The 18,422-nt window shown below is 67.5% G+C and carries 14 protein-coding genes; 7 read left to right on the top strand and 7 right to left on the bottom strand.

Annotated features, from left to right (window positions below):
- Positions 1-13: 13 nt before the first annotated feature.
- From CYFUS_RS46760 to CYFUS_RS46750, 3 genes are read left to right on the top strand one after another with little or no spacing between them, the layout of a single operon-like run.
- Positions 14-1,051, top strand: coding sequence for a branched-chain amino acid ABC transporter permease (locus CYFUS_RS46760; RefSeq protein WP_232537211.1), 1,038 nt, complete (start codon positions 14-16; stop codon positions 1,049-1,051).
- Positions 1,051-1,917 carry an ABC transporter ATP-binding protein gene (locus tag CYFUS_RS46755; protein WP_095991130.1) on the top strand — a complete coding sequence of 289 codons (867 nt, stop codon included), beginning with the start codon at positions 1,051-1,053 and terminating at the stop codon, positions 1,915-1,917. Before CYFUS_RS46760 ends, CYFUS_RS46755 begins: the two co-directional genes overlap by 1 nt.
- Complete coding sequence (locus CYFUS_RS46750; RefSeq protein WP_095991129.1) at positions 1,914-2,669, top strand: ABC transporter ATP-binding protein; 756 nt, start codon at positions 1,914-1,916, stop codon at positions 2,667-2,669. Before CYFUS_RS46755 ends, CYFUS_RS46750 begins: the two co-directional genes overlap by 4 nt.
- Before the next feature lie 22 nt (positions 2,670-2,691).
- Here CYFUS_RS46750 and CYFUS_RS46745 read toward each other — a convergent pair whose 3' ends face one another.
- Entirely contained in the window at positions 2,692-3,657 is a 966-nt protein-coding gene (locus CYFUS_RS46745) for a hypothetical protein (protein ID WP_095991128.1), read from the bottom strand.
- A 192-nt stretch (positions 3,658-3,849) separates the two neighbouring features.
- On the opposite strand from CYFUS_RS46745, the gene CYFUS_RS46740 reads away from it, so the two are divergent.
- Both CYFUS_RS46740 and CYFUS_RS46735 read left to right on the top strand, forming a co-directional pair.
- Complete coding sequence (locus CYFUS_RS46740) at positions 3,850-5,970, top strand: hypothetical protein (protein ID WP_157759059.1); 2,121 nt, start codon at positions 3,850-3,852, stop codon at positions 5,968-5,970.
- Positions 5,971-6,092: 122 nt separating this feature from the next.
- Complete coding sequence (locus tag CYFUS_RS46735; RefSeq protein WP_232537210.1) at positions 6,093-6,836, top strand: hypothetical protein; 744 nt, start codon at positions 6,093-6,095, stop codon at positions 6,834-6,836.
- A gap of 48 nt (positions 6,837-6,884) precedes the next feature.
- Here the strand turns inward: CYFUS_RS46735 and CYFUS_RS46730 are convergent, their stop codons facing one another.
- From CYFUS_RS46730 to CYFUS_RS46705, 6 genes are all read right to left on the bottom strand, one after another.
- Entirely contained in the window at positions 6,885-9,188 is a 2,304-nt protein-coding gene (locus tag CYFUS_RS46730) for a putative metal-binding motif-containing protein (protein WP_232537209.1), read from the bottom strand.
- A 101-nt stretch (positions 9,189-9,289) separates the two neighbouring features.
- Positions 9,290-9,847 (bottom strand): RNA 2',3'-cyclic phosphodiesterase, encoded by a 558-nt coding sequence (gene thpR / locus CYFUS_RS46725; RefSeq protein ID WP_095991126.1) that lies wholly within the window; start codon positions 9,845-9,847, stop codon positions 9,290-9,292.
- A 68-nt stretch (positions 9,848-9,915) separates the two neighbouring features.
- Positions 9,916-11,640 (bottom strand): bifunctional metallophosphatase/5'-nucleotidase, encoded by a 1,725-nt coding sequence (locus tag CYFUS_RS46720; RefSeq protein WP_095991125.1) that lies wholly within the window; start codon positions 11,638-11,640, stop codon positions 9,916-9,918.
- A 93-nt stretch (positions 11,641-11,733) separates the two neighbouring features.
- Positions 11,734-13,167, bottom strand: a complete 1,434-nt coding sequence (gene proS / locus CYFUS_RS46715) for a proline--tRNA ligase (RefSeq protein WP_095991124.1) — start codon at positions 13,165-13,167, stop codon at positions 11,734-11,736.
- Positions 13,168-13,259: 92 nt separating this feature from the next.
- Entirely contained in the window at positions 13,260-14,609 is a 1,350-nt protein-coding gene (locus CYFUS_RS46710) for a family 16 glycosylhydrolase (RefSeq protein ID WP_095991123.1), read from the bottom strand.
- Between the two features lie 76 nt (positions 14,610-14,685).
- Entirely contained in the window at positions 14,686-15,957 is a 1,272-nt protein-coding gene (locus CYFUS_RS46705; protein ID WP_095991122.1) for a saccharopine dehydrogenase family protein, read from the bottom strand.
- A gap of 304 nt (positions 15,958-16,261) precedes the next feature.
- Here CYFUS_RS46705 and CYFUS_RS46700 point away from each other — a divergent pair, with 304 nt between their 5' ends.
- Positions 16,262-17,095 (top strand): endonuclease/exonuclease/phosphatase family protein, encoded by an 834-nt coding sequence (locus tag CYFUS_RS46700; protein ID WP_232537208.1) that lies wholly within the window; start codon positions 16,262-16,264, stop codon positions 17,093-17,095.
- A 228-nt stretch (positions 17,096-17,323) separates the two neighbouring features.
- Positions 17,324-18,409, top strand: coding sequence for a type III polyketide synthase (locus tag CYFUS_RS46695; RefSeq protein WP_095991120.1), 1,086 nt, complete (start codon positions 17,324-17,326; stop codon positions 18,407-18,409).
- The last annotated feature ends 13 nt before the right edge of the window (positions 18,410-18,422 follow it).

The raw sequence follows: 18,422 nt of genomic DNA, 5'->3' as shown, positions 1-18,422 counted from the left end.
AAAGGATCTCGACGTGTCTTCCTCCTCCCGGGTGCCCCCCTCGCTGCGCGGCATCCTCCCGGTGCTCGTCGCGCTGCCGGTGCTGCTGGTGCTGGAGCTGCTGCTGCGCGACTCCCAGTTCACCTCCTTCCTCCTGTCCGTCATGGGGGTGAACGTCCTGCTCGCGGTGAGCCTCAACATCGTGAACGGGATGACGGGTCAGTTCTCCATCGGCCATGCGGGGTTCATGGCGGTGGGCGCCTACCTCTCGGGCATCACGTCGCTCGCGTTGAAGGACGTGGCCATCTCCTTCCTGCCGGTGGTGGTGAGCGACCAGGTGTTCCTGCTGGTGGCGCTGCTGGTGGCGGGTGGCGCCGCGGCGCTGGCGGGCTTCCTGGTGGGCCTGCCCTCGCTGCGCCTGCGCGGGGACTACCTGGCCATCGTGACGTTGGGCTTCGGGGAAATCATCCGTGTCGTGGTGACCAACACGGAGGCGTTCGGCCGCGCGCTGGGGTTGAGCGGCATTCCCCAGAGCTCCTCGGTGGCCATGGTGGGCCTGTGGGTGTTCCTGAGCGTGCTGGTGGCGCGCCGCATCTCCGGCTCCAGCCACGGTCGCAGCCTGCTGGCCATCCGCGAGGACGAGGTGGCGGCCGAGGCGATGGGCGTGAACACCACGGGCTACAAGGTGCGCGCCTTCGTGGTGTCCTCGTTCTTCGCGGGCGTGGCGGGCGGGCTGTTCGCCCACTTCGTGCCCATCATCAACCCGGGCTCCTTCACCTTCGTGAAGTCCATGGAGGTGGTGGTGATGGTGGTGCTCGGGGGCCTGGGCTCCACCACGGGAGCCATCGTGGCGGCGGTGTTCCTCACGCTGCTGCCCGAGGCCATGCGCTCGCTGTTCACCCTGCTGGGCTCGGAGAGCACCCTGGCGCAGCAGGTGGATCAGATCCGCATGCCCGTCTACGGCCTGTTGCTGGTGGCGCTGATGCTGGCGCGGCCCCAGGGCTTGTTCGGAACGAAGGAACTGTGGGACGTCGTGCCACGCTGGCTGCCTCGGCGCCGCAAGGGGATGTGATGAGCGGACCACTGCTCGAAGCCGTGGGAGTGAGCATCCAGTTCGGAGGCCTCAAGGCGCTCTCGGACTTCAACCTCGCCATCCATCCGGGAGACCTGCAGGGGCTCATCGGTCCGAATGGCGCGGGCAAGACGACCGCGTTCAACGTGCTCACCGGCGTGTACCGGCCCACCCAGGGCGAGGTGCGCGTGAACGGGGTGCGGGTGAACGGGCGGCTGCCGCATCAGATCAACCACGCGGGGCTCGCGCGCACCTTCCAGAACATCCGCCTGTTCCGGGCGCTCACGGCGCTGGACAACGTGAAGGTGGCGTGCCGGGCTCAGGGCGCGCTGCACCAGAACGGTCAGGTGGGGGTGGGGGCGAAGCTGCGCGAGGCCTTCGGCAACTACCGCGACTGGTGGCGGGCGATGTTTCTGACGCCGGGCTTCCAGGCCGAGGAGCGCGAGCTGACGCGGCAGGCCGAGCACCTGCTGGAGGTGATGGGGCTCGCGCACCGCCGGGACGAGGAGGCGCGCAACCTGCCCTACGGCGAGCAGCGGCGCCTGGAGATCGCCCGGGCGCTGGGCACGCGGCCGCGGGTGTTGCTGCTGGACGAGCCGGCGGCGGGCATGAACACGCGCGAGAAGGCGGACCTGATGGTGCTCATCCGCAAGCTCCGGGATGACTTCAAGTTGGGCATCCTCGTCATCGAGCACGACATGAAGCTGGTGATGGGCATCTGCGAGAAGATCACGGTGCTCGACCACGGCGAGAAGATCGCCTGGGGAGCGCCGGCCGAGGTGCGCAGTGACCGCAAGGTCATCGAGGCGTACCTGGGAGACAGCTATCTGGAGTCGCAAGGACAGTCGCACGGAGGCTCGGCGTGAGCGAGGCGCAGGTGAAGCTGTTGGGCACGCGCCCCGAGTTCCCGCCGCTGCTGGCGGTGGAGGGGTTGAAGGTCTCCTATGGGGCCATCCAGGCGCTGCGGGGCGTGACGCTGACGGTGGGCAAGGGCGAGGTGGTGGCGCTCATCGGCGCCAATGGCGCGGGCAAGACGAGCACGCTGCGCGCGGTGAGCGGGATGCTCAAGCCGGTGGGCGGGCGCATCTCCTTCTCGGGTGAGGACATCACCGGGAAGAAGGCGCACCAGCTGGTGCCCAAGGGCATGGCGCATGCCCCCGAGGGCCGGGGCATCTTCCCGAACCTCACGGTGCTGGAGAACCTGGAGCTGGGGGCCTATCTGCGCAAGGACGCGGACGGCATCCAGGCGGACCTGGAGAAGAGCTACGTGCTCTTTCCTCGGCTCAAGGATCGGCGCACCCAACTGGCGGGGACGCTGTCGGGAGGCGAGCAGCAGATGCTGGCCATCGCCCGCGCGCTGCTCAGCCGGCCCACGCTGCTGCTGCTGGACGAGCCCTCGCTGGGGTTGGCGCCGCAGGTGACGGAGAACATCTTCCGCAACCTCCGGGACGTGAACGCCGCGGGGGTGAGCATCCTGCTGGTGGAGCAGAACGCCCACTTGGCGTTGAACTTCGCCCACTACGGCTACGTGCTGGAGACGGGCGAGGTGGTGATGGCGGGAGCGGGCAAGGCGCTCTTGGAGAGCCCGGAGATCCGCAAGGCCTACCTGGGCGAGTAACGGGGCTCGCCCCGGGGCGGCGTCACGGCAGGACGCCGAGGATGCTCACGCCGCCGGGGCCGACCGAGAGGGAGGCGACTCCCGGAGTGGGCGCGGCCGCGGCCGGACGATCCTGGAGCCAGAGGTAGACGCCCGCTCCGGCGAGCGCGGCGCCCACGGCGGCGCTCACGCCCGAGAGGACGCGGCGGGAGGCGGCCTTCTCGCGCAGGGCGACGATCTGGGACACGTCGTTGGACGTGGGGTAGCGGCCATCGGCGTAGTAGGCATTGGAGTCGCGCATGGCCTTGTCGCCGTCGAGGACGAGGAAGCCGGCGAGACCCAGGGCGGCGACGCCCACGCCCGCGGCGGTATAGGCGACGGGCTTCTTCCAGCCACGTGAGGAGGCATCGCGGACGGAGGGAACGAGGACCATTTCCTCGGCCACGACGGGAGGAGGCGCCGCGGCGACAGGAGGCGTCGTGGGGGCAGGTGCCTCGGCGGCGGGAGGGGTGGGCGGCGGCTCGGCGCGCGGGGGCGAGCTCCTGGGAAGGATGCGCAGCTGCCGCAGCAGTCGGAGGGCGAAGGGCCTGTTGCGGATGTCCTCGGCGCCCTCGTCCTCTTTCAGGAGCTGTTCCGGATCGCTCAGCCGGAGGGTCATCTTCCGGAGCTCCTGACCCTGGGTGTCCACCACGTGGCCGGAGACGAACGTGGGGACGCCGGGCTTCACGGTGACGAGGAGCGAGTGACCCGACTGGGTGTTGGCGGCGAGTCGGCCGAGACAGTCGAGGGACTCCTTGTTGGCGATGACGCAGGACTTCTTGGGCTCCTTCTCGAGGAAGGCGCTGACCTGCTCGTCGGGGACGTGCTTCACGCCCGTACGAGCGAGCGCGGCCGAGCAGGCGGCCTCGTAGTGCTGGGCCTTCTTCTTGTCCTTCTCGCCGATGACGACGCACGGATGGACGGCGACGAGGCTGATGTCGTCCTGCGCGGCGGCGTCGCGTGGGTGCACGGTGGGTGCGAGCAGCACGGCGAGCGAGAGGAGGAAGGAAGGGGAGGCGCGGGGGAGCAGGGCGGACTCCTCGGAATAGGGGAATACTTGTGCGGAATCAGGTCATCGCAGGGGAGTTCCCGGGACGCAACCTTCCGCGAGCGGGAACCCCATGCTATCCACGAAGGCTGGAGCCTCCAAGAGTGTGAAGAGGTGATTGTCGTGATGTGGCGCAAGGTCCTCGGACTGTTGCTGTTGGGCGCGCTCTGCGCGTGCACGCAGCCGATCAATCGGTGCGAGACCGCGGCCGACTGTCGCTCTGGTGCACAGTGCCTGCAGAACGTCTGTGTCTACGACGGAGAGATCGACAGCCAGGCGTGTGATCGGCCCTGCGCCACCTACGAGGCCTGTTCCGCGTTGACGTTGAAATGCCAGCCGCGGTTCACGGGGCTGGTGGTGAGTCCGAGCGACGCGACGGTGATCGACGGAGGAACGCTGTCCGTGCGGGCGGAGCTGCGGGTGACGCCCGGGTTCGCGGCGAACTTCCCCGAGACGCTGAACATCGGTGTCTCGCGAGGAGACGGAGGGACGGTCGCCTCGCTGCCGACGACGACGGAGGGTGATGGGGTCTACACGACGCAGTGGAATCCCTCGGGGGAGGGTGCTTATCGGCTGACGGCGGCGTATCCCGAACAGGGCGGGCCGAGCACCACGGTGGGGCTGACGGTGGACACGACGGGCCCCTTGCTGTCGGTGGTGCCGACGGCCTCGCCGAGCCGGGAGCCGGACGGTGGCTTCATCTACAAGGACCCCGCGGCACCGAGTGCATGGCGAAGGGATCAGACGGCGACGGTGCGGGTCGACTCCATTTCGGCGGACCTGGATCCGCAAAGCGTGAGCGTGCTCGTGCGCGGATTCGACGGAGGGGTTGCGCTGGAGGGGCTGACCCTGGCTCTGGTGACTCCGTGCGACGGGAAAGCGTATTGCGCGACGGTCGATGTGCCCTTGTGGAAGCCGGGCCTGCCTGCGTTCCGCGGCGAGTTCGCCGTCGAGGTGAGCGCGAAGGATCGGGTGGGGAACCAGACTTCCGGTAAGGGGAGCATCCCCGTGACGCGCTGGAAGTGGCGACACGGTATCAACTCCGCCTTGATTACCGCCGCGCCCGCCGTGGGGAACAAAGGCGTCCTCTATGTCGGGACAACGAATATCAACAACAACGACGGTCGATTCCTCGCGCTCTCCGAGGATGGTCGTTTGTTGTGGGAAGCGAGCACTGGAGCTGTCGTGGCCAGTCCCGCGGTGGGCAATGCGTTGCCTGATGGCACGGAGCGCGTCTACGCCGCTCATAGAAAGGCCAGCGCAAATCGAGTTGGTTTTTACGCAGGGAGCAGTGCTTTTATCACTCCATGCACTGATTCCTCTTTGACGGGTGTACTCGTCCAATCGGCGTTGGCAATCGGTCAGGTCCCTATAGGGAGCGCAGCTGAGACAGTCTATGGTGTCTACGCAGGACGTGTTGGCGGGACGCTCTTCGCTGTGCGGCCAGATGCGGAGAATGATCCTCAGTTGCAATGTCCGGCAATTGCCAACGTTGGCGATGTTGTTGCTCCGGGGTCGATGCTTGCTTCAGGAACCTCTGTTGTTCTGGGGACTTCGACGGGCAGATTGAAATCCTACGCTCTTGGATCCAGTGGGCTTTGGAACAGCTCAGCGCAATGGGATCGCCCGCTCGGATTGGTAAGCCCCACATCAATGGCCGTGGCGAATGGGCGGATATTCGGCGGTAGCAACGATGGAACCAACAGCAGGCTTTTCACCGCGCCGCTGGATGGTGGGCAGGACCCGACGAACACCCCCACAGGGTCTCCGACCTGGAATGCCAGTATTGGTGGCTCGCCCGAGACCCGGGTAGTCGCGGGCCTTCAGAACAACAACCTGCTCGCATTGGATGCGGCGGATGGCGGGACGCAGACCATCCAGACTCCCTCCGAGGTCATCAAGGGGGCTCCCGTCTGGGGAGCGGGTGGCTACGTTTACACCGCCAGCTCGACGAGTGGACTCATCCAGGCGCGTCGGCCGTTGGACCACATCGAGTGGCAATTCGACGCTGAATCCCCCATTGAAGCATCGATGAACCTCGACTGTAGCCGGGCGACGGATGGTGGCGTGCTGTCCGGCATGCCCGGTGTGCTGTACGCGGCGAGTCAGGACGGCAGGGTCTTCGCCATCGTCGTGGACAGCCCGGGATTGGATTCCACGGCCCCCTGGCCCAGGTACCAGCACGATTCACGCAATACCGGCAATCCGGACACCCCTCTCACCTCTTGCCCCTAGGAGAAGCACGAGGCGGCTTGTCCTCGTGTCGTCACTCCCGACACTCGAAGTAGAGACATGGGGCGGACTCGTCTAGGGTTCGCCCGCTTCCATTCCACCTCAAACATCCTGGACTCGCACCTATGTCATCTTTGTCCCGCTTGTTCGCCGCCGTCGTCACCTTGTCGCTGATTGGCCTTGCTTGCGCCACCACGGGCTCCTCCACGTCGGGTGGGTCCACGGTCGAGGAGGTTCCCAACGAGAACACGCCCACCGAGCGGCCCCAGATCCAGTTCCAGAAGATCACCGCCCCCGAGGGCTTCTCCGTGCAGCTCCCCGGCCAGCCCGAGGCCCAGCGCGGCAAGGTCTCCATCCCCGGTGGCGAGGTGCAGACCGCCTCCTGGGCCATCAATGACATCACCGGCGTGCTCTACTCCATCAGCACGCTCGATTACCCCGAGAAGGTCGTCTCGGCCCACCCGGCCGCCGCCTTCTTCAACGAGGGCAAGGCCGGCCTCGTCGGCAAGCTCAATGGCACCGTCAAGTCCGAGGAGGACATCACCCTCCAGGGCTACCCCGGCAAGTCCCTCACCATCTCCTCGGACTCCGGAGAGGTGCGTGCGCAGAACTTCCTCGTCGGGCCGCGCCTCTACACCCTGCTCGTCCTCTACAACCCGAGCATCGGCGCTCCCCAGGCCGATCAGTTCTTCTCCTCGCTCGAGCTGATCAACCCCCCGCCCTCCATCTCGCCGGCGCCCAAGGGCTCGGCGGCGGGTGACGGTGGGACTCCCGCTGGCGACGCGGGGACTCCGGCGGGTGACGCCGGGACTCCTCCCGCGACCGATGCCGGGACTCCGGCCACGGACGCGGGTACCTCCAAGAAGTAGTTGCCCGACTCGGGACCCGCGTGGCTTCTGCCCGCGGGTCCCCGTGCTTCACTGGGGCCAGTGGTAGCGATTGCCGTTGCTGCCCACGACCCAGATGTCTCCTGGATTGTTTGCCGCGATGTCTCGGAACTGACCAGGTGTTGTCGAGCCGAGATCGAACACCTTCGTCCACGCACTGCCGTTGTAACGGTAGACCCTCCCAGTCAGCGTGGAGATGTAGATGGAACGGCTCCCAAAGGCCACCACCGAGCTGAGGTGTTCACCCGGTGGCGTAGGCGTGAACTTGCTCCAGGCAGAACCATCCCAACCGTACATGATTCCACCGTTGCCCACGGCATAGGCCAGCTTGGGGTTCACGACCCAGATACCTTGAAGGGTGCCTCCTCTGCTGGAAATGGTCTCTGGACTCCAGTTCCCCGAGGTTTTGTCGAACCGGTAGATACTGGACGCGTTTGTCCCACCGACGGCGAACAGCGTGTCTTGTGAGAGGCCATGCACGTCCGTCAGTTCCTCGGACACGGACTGGGTGTCGTAGTTGGTGCCTTGGGGCGTGAGCACCCGGAACGCACGTCCTTTGTCTGGGCCAGTGCTTGTGTTGAATCCCACGAAGTGGGCTTCGATGTCGTTTCCAAGGGGGAAGGCGATGGCACCCTTGATGTGCGTATCCACGGACTTCTTCCCAGGGTCCACACACAGCTCGCTGTTCGGGTCATACCGCGCCATGAACCCATCGTTCCCTCCGAGCAGGGCGTCCCCTGAGCCCGGAGTCGCGGCAACGCTGTACACGCTCGCCCCTGCCGTGCAGGTGCTCAGGTCCTGGAAGCTTGTCTCTTTGGATTTACGCTGGTGGAATTTGTCACCGCCAGCGACCCACACGCCTCCATTTCCATAGAGCGCCACGGAATACCAGGTCTCCGAACCTGACGAGGGGTAGTTCGTCCAAGCTGGAGTCGTGGGACAAACGTTCTCTTCATCCGTGGTGTTGTCGCAATCGTTGTCCGCGAGATCGCAGACCTCGGTCGCATTCGGGTGGGTGAACCGGTTGCCGTCGTCGCAGTCTCCCCCTTGGGTAATGTATCCGGCGGCGGGCGTACCGCACGTCTGGATGACCGAGTTGTCATCACCGTAATTATCGAGGTCGGTGTCCACGTAGTACTTCGTGGGAGACGTCGTGGATTTGCACAGGCTGCTCTTTCCATCCGGCGAGCACTCCTTCTTGCCTGTGCACTCATTGCCCGCGTCGCACGTCGCGCCTACGTCGAAGCCCTCGTCCGTCTGGTTGTTGCAATTGTTGTCCAGCGTGTCGCAGAATTCCGGGGCTCCGGTGTACACGTTGTTCTTGGTGTCATCGCAATCGTCCGAGCTGGCGACGTAGTTGCTACCGGGTGCAGTGGTGCCGCAGGCCTTTATTTCCGTGGCCTTCGCGCCATGACCGTCCTGGTCCCCGTCCAGGTACCAGGTGCTCGTCACGACCTTGCACACGGACTGGGTGGTCGTGGCGCATTCGATCTTGCCCCCACATCCGAGCTCACCCGTGCAGGTGGCGCCGGTGTTGAATCCCTCGTCGACCACGTCATCACAGTTGTCGTTCACCCCGTTGCACAGCTCGGTCGCGGTGCTGTAGCGCTCCTTCCGGGTGTCGTCGCAGTCGCGGTCGTTGTTCACGTAGCCCGCCGGTTTGGCGCACTGGCTCAGGCCCTGCTGGGGGTCGCCTTCGCCGTCCCCATCCTGGTCGCGATACCACTTGGGCGTGACCTCCTGGCAACTCATGGCTCCCACGGCATCACAGGCCCAGGTCTGACACGTGCTGCTCCCCGTGCCGCACTGCTGGCCGACCTGCTCGAAGCCCTCGTCTGGTTTGCCGTCGCAGTTGTCATCCCGGGTGTTGCACAGCTCCGCCTGCCCGGGGTGCACCGTGGCCTCTCCGTCATTGCAGTCCGTGCCGCCACTGGCCTTGGAGACGTAGCCATCATCGTCCGCGTCATCCGCCACGAGCGTCAGCGCCGCCGAGGAGACGCCCCGGCCCACGTCGACGGAGTCCGACGCGACGAACTCGGGGCCCTGCCCGCACTTCTGCTCGAACGCCGTCGCGGTGACGGTGAGCGTCGGGCCCCAGCCCTCCTCGCGAAATGCCGCCACCGTCACCTTCTCGCCGCGTTTCTTCCCCACGAGCTGCTCCTGGAGCTCCGTCGAGCGCTCCTCGCCCGCGCCTTGAGCGTCCTTCACGCTCACGCGGATGCAGCCGGGTTTGAAATTCGGAAAGGAGATGGTGAGCTTCACCGCTCCCTGATCACGACAGCCAATGCTCAAGCAGGCCACCAGGCCCACGAGGAGTACGAGACGTGAGGACATGATCTGGCATCATGCCCTATTTCCGGACTCATCGAACGTCACGCACCCCTCGTGTAATCGCGGGCTGCACGTGGCCGCCTGCCGCGCGAGCCTGGGCGCGCTCAGGGCGCCCGAGCGCCCAGGGGAATCTCGGCGCGGGGATGGTAGCGGCCGCCGAGGCTCTCGAAGAGCACGAGGCCGTCCACCCGCGCCTCGCCCCAGCGCGCCTCCTGGAGGGCTCGCGCGCACCCGGCCAGCTCCCGGTCTCCCCGGGGCTGTTTCGCCCGCGCCAGCGTGAGGTGCGCCACGTATGCGCGGTGCTCGGGCTCGAACCCCAGGGGCCGCAAGCCCTCCGTCACGTCAGCCTGGAGCGCGCCCAGCGCGGCCGTGTTCCCCTCGACTCCCGCCCACAGCACCCGCGGGTGTGACGGCGCCCCGAAGCTCCCACCCCCCCGGATGTTCAGCACGAGGGGCTCATGCCGCGGCCCCACGTGCTCGAGTACCTGCTTCACCTGGGCGGCCCGCTCGTCGTCCACCTCTCCCAGGAAGTTCAGGGTCAGGTGCAGGTTGGCCGGAGAAACCCAGCGCGCGCGCGGCGCCAGGCCGCGCAACTGCTCCAGGGCCGCGGTGGCCGCTTCCTCCACGCTCCTGCCCAGGGTCACGGCGACGAAGAGGCGCATGCTCATCTCCTCCGAGGAAGCTCCCACTGCACTTCACCTGGACAACCCAGGGGGTGGAGCCGCTGGGCTCACGGAACCACGGTGATGCGCTTGTCCGTCGGCGGGGTCAGCGGGTTGTGGGCCTCGAGGTAGGCCGCGAAGGCGTCGAGATCGATGGGGCCCGTGCGAAGGTCCTGTCCCTGGGTGAAGACGCTGAACCCATCTCCTCCCGCGGCCAGGTAGTTCGTCTCCGTGACGCGGTAGGTGGCCGCCGGGTCCAGGGGCTCGCCGTTGAGCCGGATGGACGCCGGGTCCACCTTCTTCCCCTGCGGTGCCGACACCGACCAGGAGTAGGTGAAGCCGGACGACACCTGGAGGATGCGCGTGTTGGCGCCCTGGAACTGTTGCTCCAGCATTTGATGGATCTGCTCGCCGGTGAGCGTCACCGTGGTCACGCTGTTGGAGAAGGGCTGTACGGTGAAGGTCTGCCCGTAGGTGATGTCCCCGGCGGGGATGTCCGCGCGCACGCCTCCCGGGTTGGTGACGGCGATGACCGCGCCCCCCTTGTCCGCATCGCGCGTCGCCTCGAGAAACGCGTCCGCGATGGCGTTGCCCAGGAGCGACTCGCCCGACTGTCCGGAGGGGATGGTGGTGCGCGGGGGCATCTTGAGATCGACAGGGGTCCTGCCGATGACGCGGTTGGCCTGAGGGGCGGCGCGGGCGGCGTAGTCCTTCACCATCGTGTCCACGGTGGAGTTCGTCGCGTCCCGCGTGACGATGTGGTTGCGCGCTTCCACCGACACCACGTCCTTGGTGCCGGTGTCCAGCACCAGGTCCACCTGGGAGATGGCGCGCCCGAAGCTGGACGCGCTCGTCACGCGCCGCCCGTCGATGACGCAGTTGTAGGCCTCGTGCGTGTGGCCGGAGTGGATGAAGTCCACCTCGGGATCCAACCGGGAGACGATGTCCAGGATGGCGCCGGAGACGCCCTCGCAGCCGTCATACAGGCTCTTGTTGGCGGGATAGCCTCCCTCGTGGATGAGCACCACGATGGCCTCGACGCCCTGGGCCTTCAGTCCGGGCACGAGCGCGTTGACCGTGTCGGCCTCGTCCTGGAAGGAGAGCCCGGCGATGCCGGTCGGGTTGACGATTCCCGGCGTGCCCTCGAGCGTCATGCCGACGAAGGCCACCTTCACGCCCTCGAACTCGCGAATCTCGTAGGCGGGCAGCAGCGTCTCCCGGGTGGCCGTGTTCGTGAACACGTTGGCCGAGAGGTACTTGAACTTCGCGCCGGGAAAGGACTCGCTGCTCTTGCACCCCTCGGGGTGGCAGCCCCCGTTCTGCATGCGCAGCAGCTCGTCGCGGCCATCGTCGAACTCGTGGTTGCCCACGGAGGTGATGTCCAGGCCGATCTGGTTCAGCACGGTGACGGTGGGCTCGTCATGGAAGATGCCCGAGATGAGCGGGGAGGCGCCGATGAGGTCTCCCGCCGCGACGACCACGGTGTTGGGGTTCTGGGCCCGGAGCTGCTCGATGTGGGCGGCGAAGTGGGCCGCGCCGCCCGCGCTCACGTTGACGGTGCCCCCGTCCTCGCCGACCGTGGCGAGGGTCCCGTTGCTGCCCGTGGGTGGCTCCAGGTTGCCGTGGAAGTCGTTGAAGGCCAGCAGTTGGACGTGGATCTGCTTGGACTCGGGGGGCGTGGAGTCCCCTCCGCAACCGGCGTGCAGTGAGAACAAGGCGCCCGAGACGAGCGCTCCGAGCAGCAGGACGCGGGGGCGTGCCAGCGAGGAAGGGGAGAGCGGGGGAACGGACATGGAGGCAGTCCATATCCGAAATCCGGCCCGCCATCATCCCCGGGCCGGTCACGAGTGGGGAGCGCGCGCCGGGGGAGGCGCTCCCCGTCACGCTCAGTACGCCTTGGAGAAGACGATGCGGCCGGGAGACGGCTCCCCGGTGACCACGCACTTGCCGGGCTCCTGGGCGAGCGCGAACGGCCGGTTGCGCGTGGTGAGGCCCGTCTCCTCCTTGATGCGCGCCTCGACCTTGGGGTCCAGGTTCCAGTGGGCGAGCAGGAAGCCCGCGTCCGCCTTCTCCTTCATCTCCTCGTAGCTGTTGACCTCGAAGGTGTTGGCCTCGCGGAAGGCCTTGGCCTTGTCGAACAGCCCCTTCTGCATCGCGTCGAGCATCTCCGAGGCCTTGGCCACGGCCTGCTCCAGGGGGATGAACTCCTTCTGGCGCGCGTCGCGGCGCACCATGACGCAGGTGCCCTTGGCCAGGTCCTTGGGGCCCAGCTCCACGCGCAGACACGTGCCCGTCAGCTCGTGCTCGTTGTACTTGAAGCCCGGGCTCTTGGTGTCGTCGTCGTCCACCACCACGCTCAGGCCCGCCTTCTTCAGGTCCGCGGCGAGCGCGTGCGTCTTCTCGAGCACCTGCGTCTTCTCCGCGTCGCTGGCCTTGCCGGAGATGGGGATGATGACCACGTGCACGGGGGCGAGCCTGGGCGGCACGATGAGGCCCGCGTCATCCGAGTGCGTCATGATGAGGCCGCCGATGAGGCGCGTGGACACGCCCCAGGACGTCTGCCACACGTGGTGCTGCTTGCCGTCGCGGCCCTGGAAGGTGGTGTCGAAGGCCTTGGCGAAGTTCTGCCCCAGGTTGTGGCTGGTGCCCGCCTGCAGCGCCTTCTTGTCCTGCATCATCGCCTCGATGCTGTAGGTGCGCAGCGCGCCGGCGAACCGCTCCGACTCCGACTTGCGCCCCGTCATCACCGGCATCGCCATGTAGTCCTCGGCGAACGTCCGGTAGACCTCCAGCATCTGCCGCGTCTCCTTCTCCGCGTCCTCCTCCGTCTCGTGGCAGGTGTGGCCTTCCTGCCAGAGGAACTCGGTGGTGCGCAGGAACAGGCGCGTGCGCATCTCCCAGCGCATCACGTTGGCCCACTGGTTGATGAGCAGCGGCAGGTCCCGGTAGCTCTGGATCCACTTGGCGAAGGAGCGGTTGATGATGGTCTCGCTCGTGGGCCGGATGACGTAGGGCTCCTCGAGCTTGGCGCCGCCCGCGTGCGTCACCACCGCGAGCTGCGGGTTGAAGCCCTCGACGTGCTCGGCCTCCTTCTTCAGGTAGCTCTCGGGGATGAGCAGGGGGAAGTAGGCGTTCTTGTGGCCCAGGTCCTTGAACATCTTGTCCAGGACGCGCTGCATGTTCTCCCAGATGGCGTAGCCATTGGGACGGATGACCATGCAGCCCTTCACGTCCGAGTAGTCGGCGAGCTTCGCCTTCTGGACCAGGTCCACGTACCACTCGGAAAAGCCCTTCTCGCGCGGCGCCAGCTTCTCGGCCATCTGCTTGAAATCCTTCGGAAATGAGTGAGGCCCGTTGCCTACGCCGGGCCCTGGCCAAAAGCAATGCCCCCCGGAGGCCTCCCGCCCAGGATTCAGCGCTCCAGCTCGAGGTCGTCGATGAAGGCCTCGTTGTTGCCCGCCAGGGGCTGGAAGGCCAGGCCCCACACGCCCGACAGCGTCAGTCCGTCCTCGGGCGCGCCCGCGGGCTGCCCGTCCGTGCGCCGGGTGAAGGACGTCAGGGGCACGCTCACCCACTTCCAGCCCTTGAAGTCGTCCTGGAAGCGGTACTCGAAGCGCTCCGCCGCGTCGGCGCTCGGGCCGTTGTCGCGCAGCTCCACCCGGAACGGGTTGCCCGTCTGATAGCCCCTGAACCAGAAGTTCAGGTAGCGCGCCCCCGTCCAGTCCTGGGGCTCGGAGAAGGTGCGCGCGGTGTACGCGTACGCCGTGGCGCTCGTGTTGTAGTCCAGGTACAGCGACTTGCCCTGATGCCCCTGGTTGGACTGCCGGGCGGTGAGGCTCGCGCCCGTGCCCACCGTGCGCACCCACTGGGCGGCCTGCTCGGGGGTGTCGAAGCTCTCCAGCAACTCGACGGGCGCGGCCGGGCCGTAGCGGACCTGCTCGACGCCCACGACCAGGGGGCTTCCCGGGTAGGTGAAGCGGCCCATCCAGGACGAGGTGGTGCCCACGTTCCCGGGCCAGAAGTTCACGAGGGCTCGTCCTGGCACGGACGGCAGCTCTCCCTTGTAGCCCGTCTCGGAGTGGATGCGCTGGTCGTCGACGTACCAGTGGATGGCGTCGCGCGTCCATTCGATGCCGTAGGTGTGGAAGTCGTCCGCGGCGTCGAAGGGCAGGTTCACCCCCAGGTCATGCCGCTGCCCGTTGGTGATGTAGTTGAGGCGCAGGGCCTTGGTGTTCTGCCCGAGGATGGCCAGGTCGATGGAGTCCGAGCGCGTCGACTCGGCGGGGCCCGTGGTGATGGCGAAGGCGGTCATCGTGCCCGGGGTGCGCACGGGCTTCATCCGCACCTCGTAGCGCCCATAGCCGTAATAGCGCTGGGTGGCGACCTCACCCGAGGCGTAGGGCCGTCCGGAGCAGCCTCCCGTCGAGCAGGTCGCGGTGTCGAGGATCAGCTCCAACCGGCCGTCGGTGACGACAGCGTGGTCCGCGCGCCAGCCGGCGTTGAAGTCCCCGCTGTTCGCCCATCCGTCCGAGGGGCGCCAGCGCGCGAGGTCCAACGTGTCGAAGGGCTCGTCGAAGGCGGAGTAGCCGTCGCGCCACTCCAGGGAGGGGGGCGCGCCGAGCTGGATGGGGGGTGGGGGGCCACTGGGGTTCTGCCCACCGGGTGGGTTTCCGTCGCCTCCTCCATCCGGGGCTCCGTTCGAGCCACAGGCCGTCAGGAGCAGAGCGAAGGCCATCCGCTTCCACATCGCGTCGCGAGCCATGGGGGGTACTCCTCTTCCAGGATGAGTGGGGGGAGGCAGTGTAGCCCAGGGCTCGCGTCTTCCGCGCGAGGGTGGCTCAGTAGGTGTTCGACGTGGCCTCGCGCACCTCGAACGTCATGTCGGCCTTGCGCAGCCGGTCGATGAGGCGGGTGCCCATGCCCGAGGCGGGGGTGAGGATGCCGCCCGCGGAGGGGACGTCATCGAAGGCGAGGCACAGTGCCGACTCGGCGAGCATCCGCGACGTCGCGGCGTAGCCCGGATCTCCCCTGGCGGCCACCTTGCCCTCCAGCTTCACCCGCGCTCCCGTCTTGGTCGACTGGCCCTCGCCGAGCAGCTTGATGGTGAAGGAACCCTTCTCCCGCTGCTCCTCCGAGGGGCCCTCGCCGGGGGCGGGCAGCACGCGCTTCTCGAGTTCCTTGCGCACGCGCGACACGCTCGAGAGTCCGAGGAAGGCACCCATTCCCGCGGTGAAGCTCGTGGCGGAGAGCAGTCCCCTGGCGCCGGGCCCGAAGCTGCTCGCCTCGGAGTAGAGGAAGTCCTTGCCCCAGGGGTAGCCGAGCAGGGCATTGGAGCGGCGCACCACGCGCGTGTTCACCGAGGCCATGAAGAAGGGGGCCGTCCAGCTGCCCAGCTCCGCGTCGTAGCGCACGCCCATCTGATCGCGCTCCTCGGGGCGGCCGCGCCGCGGCTCGGGGTCGAGCGCGTGGGTATTGCCGAGCACCCGGCGCAGGGACGGGTCCTTCTCCATCTCGTCCATCATCTGCAGCATGCTCGCCACGGTGCCGCCGCTGACGCCGCCCTTGAGCTTCGTCGTGTAGTAGCGCACCCGGTCGCAGTGGCCCCCGTGCTGCTCGCGCATGTACTCCTGGAGCATGAGCACGCCCAGGTCCGAGGGGATGGAGTCGAAGCCGCAGGTGTGCACGATGCGCGCGCCGCTCTCACGGGCCTGGGCGTCGTGGGCGTCGATCATCCGGCGCATCCACTGCACCTCGCCCGTCAGGTCGCAGTAGTCGGTGCCGCCGCGGGCACAGGCCGCCACCAGCTCGTTGCCGTAGCGCGCGTAGGGGCCCACGGTGCTGATGATGACGCGGGTGCGGCCCACCAGCGTGTCCAGCGAGGCCGCGTCCTGGGCGTTCGCGAGCAGCAGGGGCAGCTCGGTGCACGCGGCGTTGGTGCTGGCGATCTTCGCGCGCACCTGCTCGAGCTTGGAGCGATCCCGGCCCGCGAGTGCCCAGCGTGCCCGGTGGGTGTCCTGGGTACGGGCGAGGTACTCCGCGACGAGGCGGCCGGTGAAGCCGGTGGCTCCCCAGACGATGACATCGAATTCGGGTTTGGCGGACTTGGGCATGGGCGAACGGTGCGGTTTGCCTGGAGGCCCTCCCAGGAGTCAACGTTTCCGCGCGGCTTGTTCACCGGCGCCGCGCTTATTCCCAACGTTCGCCAGACGCGCGGGAGGAGGACTTGCCCGGCCGCTCCCCGGCCTGTCCTGGGAGGTAGGGAAGACGCGGCATGGAGGGGGCTGGCATCTTGCTCGCCACTTCATGCGAATCGACCGACTTCTCGCCGGCCTGTTTCTCGCGACCCCCCTCGCGTGTGCTTCGTCCTCCTCCGCCTCGCGTCACGAGGCGCTGTCCGAACCCTCTTCCCTTCCGATGACTCAGTCGGTCGCCGCCCCGGCCCAGACGGTCTCCGCCGTGGCGCCCGGTCAGGAAGAGGTGGACTTGAGGGTGATGACCTTCAACATCCAGTCCGGCCTCCAGGGACTCGACAAGGTGGCGGACGTCATCCGCTCCGCCGCGCCCGACATCGTCGCCCTGCAGGAAGTGGATGTCCGCTCCCTGAGGGCCAGCGGATTGGATCAACCCGCGGTGCTCGCCGAGCGCACGGGGCTGCCGTACTACGCCCATTTCCGCACCACCTCGCTGTTCGGTGGGGATTATGGCGTGGCGCTCCTGTCACGCTTTCCGCTGGAGTCCGTGCAGCAGCACCCGCTGCCCGTGGTGGAGGGCACCGAGCCGCGCACCCTGGCCCATGCGCTGGTGAAGGTGAACGGGCAGGAGGTGAGCGTCTACGTCACCCACCTCACCCGGCGGCCCTTCAACAACGCCATCCGCGTGCGCCAGAGCGTGGCCATCATGGCGCTGGTGAGCCAGGACCCCCGGCCCAAGCTGCTCATGGGCGACATGAACGACACGCCCGAATCCAACTCGCTGCGGCTCTTCACGCGCGAGCTCATGGACGTGTTCGCCCAGCGCGGCGAGGGCTCCGCCATCACCTACCCCCTGCCCATCATCCCCAGCCTGCGCCTCGATTACGTCCTGGCGAGCGAGCGCTTCATGCCCCGGCGCAGCAAGGTCCTGCGCGTGAAGGCCTCGGATCACTTCCCGGTGGTGGCCGATCTCACCCTGCTCGGCCCGGTGCGTGCGCCTGCCCCCCAGCTCGCGACGGGGGAACCGAGTATGGCCTCTTCCGCCAGCAGTCAGTAGGCCCCCCTCCCTCTCGCACGCGGAGTCATTGCACCTCGGTCTCATTGACTGTTCATTGCCCGACAGGCGTGACCCCAGGGTCACGTGTTGGATGGGCCAGTTGTCAGCCAGCCAGCATGTCCCGCAGGGGAGGAAGTGCAGGGACATTCAATCTTCCGCGTCCAGGTCGCACCCTCGGGGCGGGGTGATTAACCGTCGATCCCCCACTCTTTCCGAGGGATGGCGTCGATGAACACCGCACTCACCCAGGACTGCGCTCCTGTCATCCGTGCCGTGGAGCGGTTGCTTCCGCCGCACTACTCCCCGCAGGAGCAGATCATCGGGGCGCTGCGCGATCTCTGGGCCACGAGGCACTACAACATCGAGCGCCTGGAGGAGCTGCATCGCTCGGTGCAGGTGGACGGCCGCTTCCTCGCCCTTCCCATCGAGCAGTACAACACGCTCACCACCTTCCAGCAGCGCAACGACGCGTGGATCAAGGTGGCCAGCGAGCTGGGCGAGCAGGTGGTGGGCAAGGCGTTGGAGCGCACGGGGCTCACGCCGCGGGACGTGGACCACCTCTTCTTCGTCACGGTGACGGGCATCTCCACGCCGAGCGTCGACGCGCGGTTGATGAACCGCATGCGGATGCGCTCGGACGTGAAGCGCACGCCCATCTTCGGGCTGGGGTGTGTGGCGGGGGCGGCGGGGGTGTCGCGCGCCTCGGACTACCTGCGCGCGTGGAAGGGCCAGACGGCGCTGCTCATCACCGTGGAGCTGTGCTCGCTGACGCTCCAGCGCGAGGACCTGTCCATCCCCAACATCATCGCCTCCGGGCTCTTCGGGGACGGGGCGGCGTGCGTGGTGTTGCAGGGCGCGGACAAGGCCCCTACGGGCACGGGGCCGCGCATCATGTCCACCCGCTCGGTGCTCTTCCCGGACACCGAGCGCATCATGGGCTGGGACGTGGTGGATTCGGGCTTCAAGGTGGTGCTGTCGGCCAAGGTGCCGCAGTTGGTGCGCGAGCACATCCGCCAGGACGTGGACGGCTTCCTCGCCGAGCAGGGGCTCACGCGCAAGGACATCAAGCACTGGGTGGCACACACCGGAGGTCCCAAGGTGTTGCAGGCCTTCGAGGACTCGCTGGAGCTGGTGGTCGGCTCGCTGGAGCGCTCGTGGAGGTCCCTGCACGAGGTGGGCAACCTCTCCTCGGCCTCGGTGCTCTTCGTGCTGGGGGACACGCTGGAGTCGGGCGTGGCCCGGCCCGGAGATTGGGGCGTGATGATGGCCATGGGTCCGGGCTTCTGCGCCGAACTCGTGCTGCTGCGCTGGTGAGCCGGCGGGACGG

The organism is Cystobacter fuscus (assembly GCF_002305875.1).
GTDB classification, from domain to species: domain Bacteria; phylum Myxococcota; class Myxococcia; order Myxococcales; family Myxococcaceae; genus Cystobacter; species Cystobacter fuscus_A.
Note: the sequence above shows the minus strand (reverse complement) of the source record. Positions and strands in the feature narration are given on the sequence as shown.

What these genes read in the sequence shown, in the direction of transcription:
- CYFUS_RS46755 (WP_095991130.1), top strand. Translation starts at nt 1,051, where the DNA reads ATGAGCGGACCACTGCTCGAAGCCGTGGGAGTGAGCATCCAGTTCGGA.
- CYFUS_RS46735 (WP_232537210.1), top strand. Translation starts at nt 6,093, where the DNA reads ATGTCATCTTTGTCCCGCTTGTTCGCCGCCGTCGTCACCTTGTCGCTG.
- CYFUS_RS46730 (WP_232537209.1), bottom strand. Translation starts at nt 9,188, where the DNA reads ATGTCCTCACGTCTCGTACTCCTCGTGGGCCTGGTGGCCTGCTTGAGC.
- thpR (WP_095991126.1), bottom strand. Translation starts at nt 9,847, where the DNA reads ATGCGCCTCTTCGTCGCCGTGACCCTGGGCAGGAGCGTGGAGGAAGCG.
- CYFUS_RS46720 (WP_095991125.1), bottom strand. Translation starts at nt 11,640, where the DNA reads ATGTCCGTTCCCCCGCTCTCCCCTTCCTCGCTGGCACGCCCCCGCGTC.
- proS (WP_095991124.1), bottom strand. Translation starts at nt 13,167, where the DNA reads ATGGCCGAGAAGCTGGCGCCGCGCGAGAAGGGCTTTTCCGAGTGGTAC.
- CYFUS_RS46710 (WP_095991123.1), bottom strand. Translation starts at nt 14,609, where the DNA reads ATGGCTCGCGACGCGATGTGGAAGCGGATGGCCTTCGCTCTGCTCCTG.
- CYFUS_RS46705 (WP_095991122.1), bottom strand. Translation starts at nt 15,957, where the DNA reads ATGCCCAAGTCCGCCAAACCCGAATTCGATGTCATCGTCTGGGGAGCC.
- CYFUS_RS46700 (WP_232537208.1), top strand. Translation starts at nt 16,262, where the DNA reads ATGACTCAGTCGGTCGCCGCCCCGGCCCAGACGGTCTCCGCCGTGGCG.
- CYFUS_RS46695 (WP_095991120.1), top strand. Translation starts at nt 17,324, where the DNA reads ATGAACACCGCACTCACCCAGGACTGCGCTCCTGTCATCCGTGCCGTG.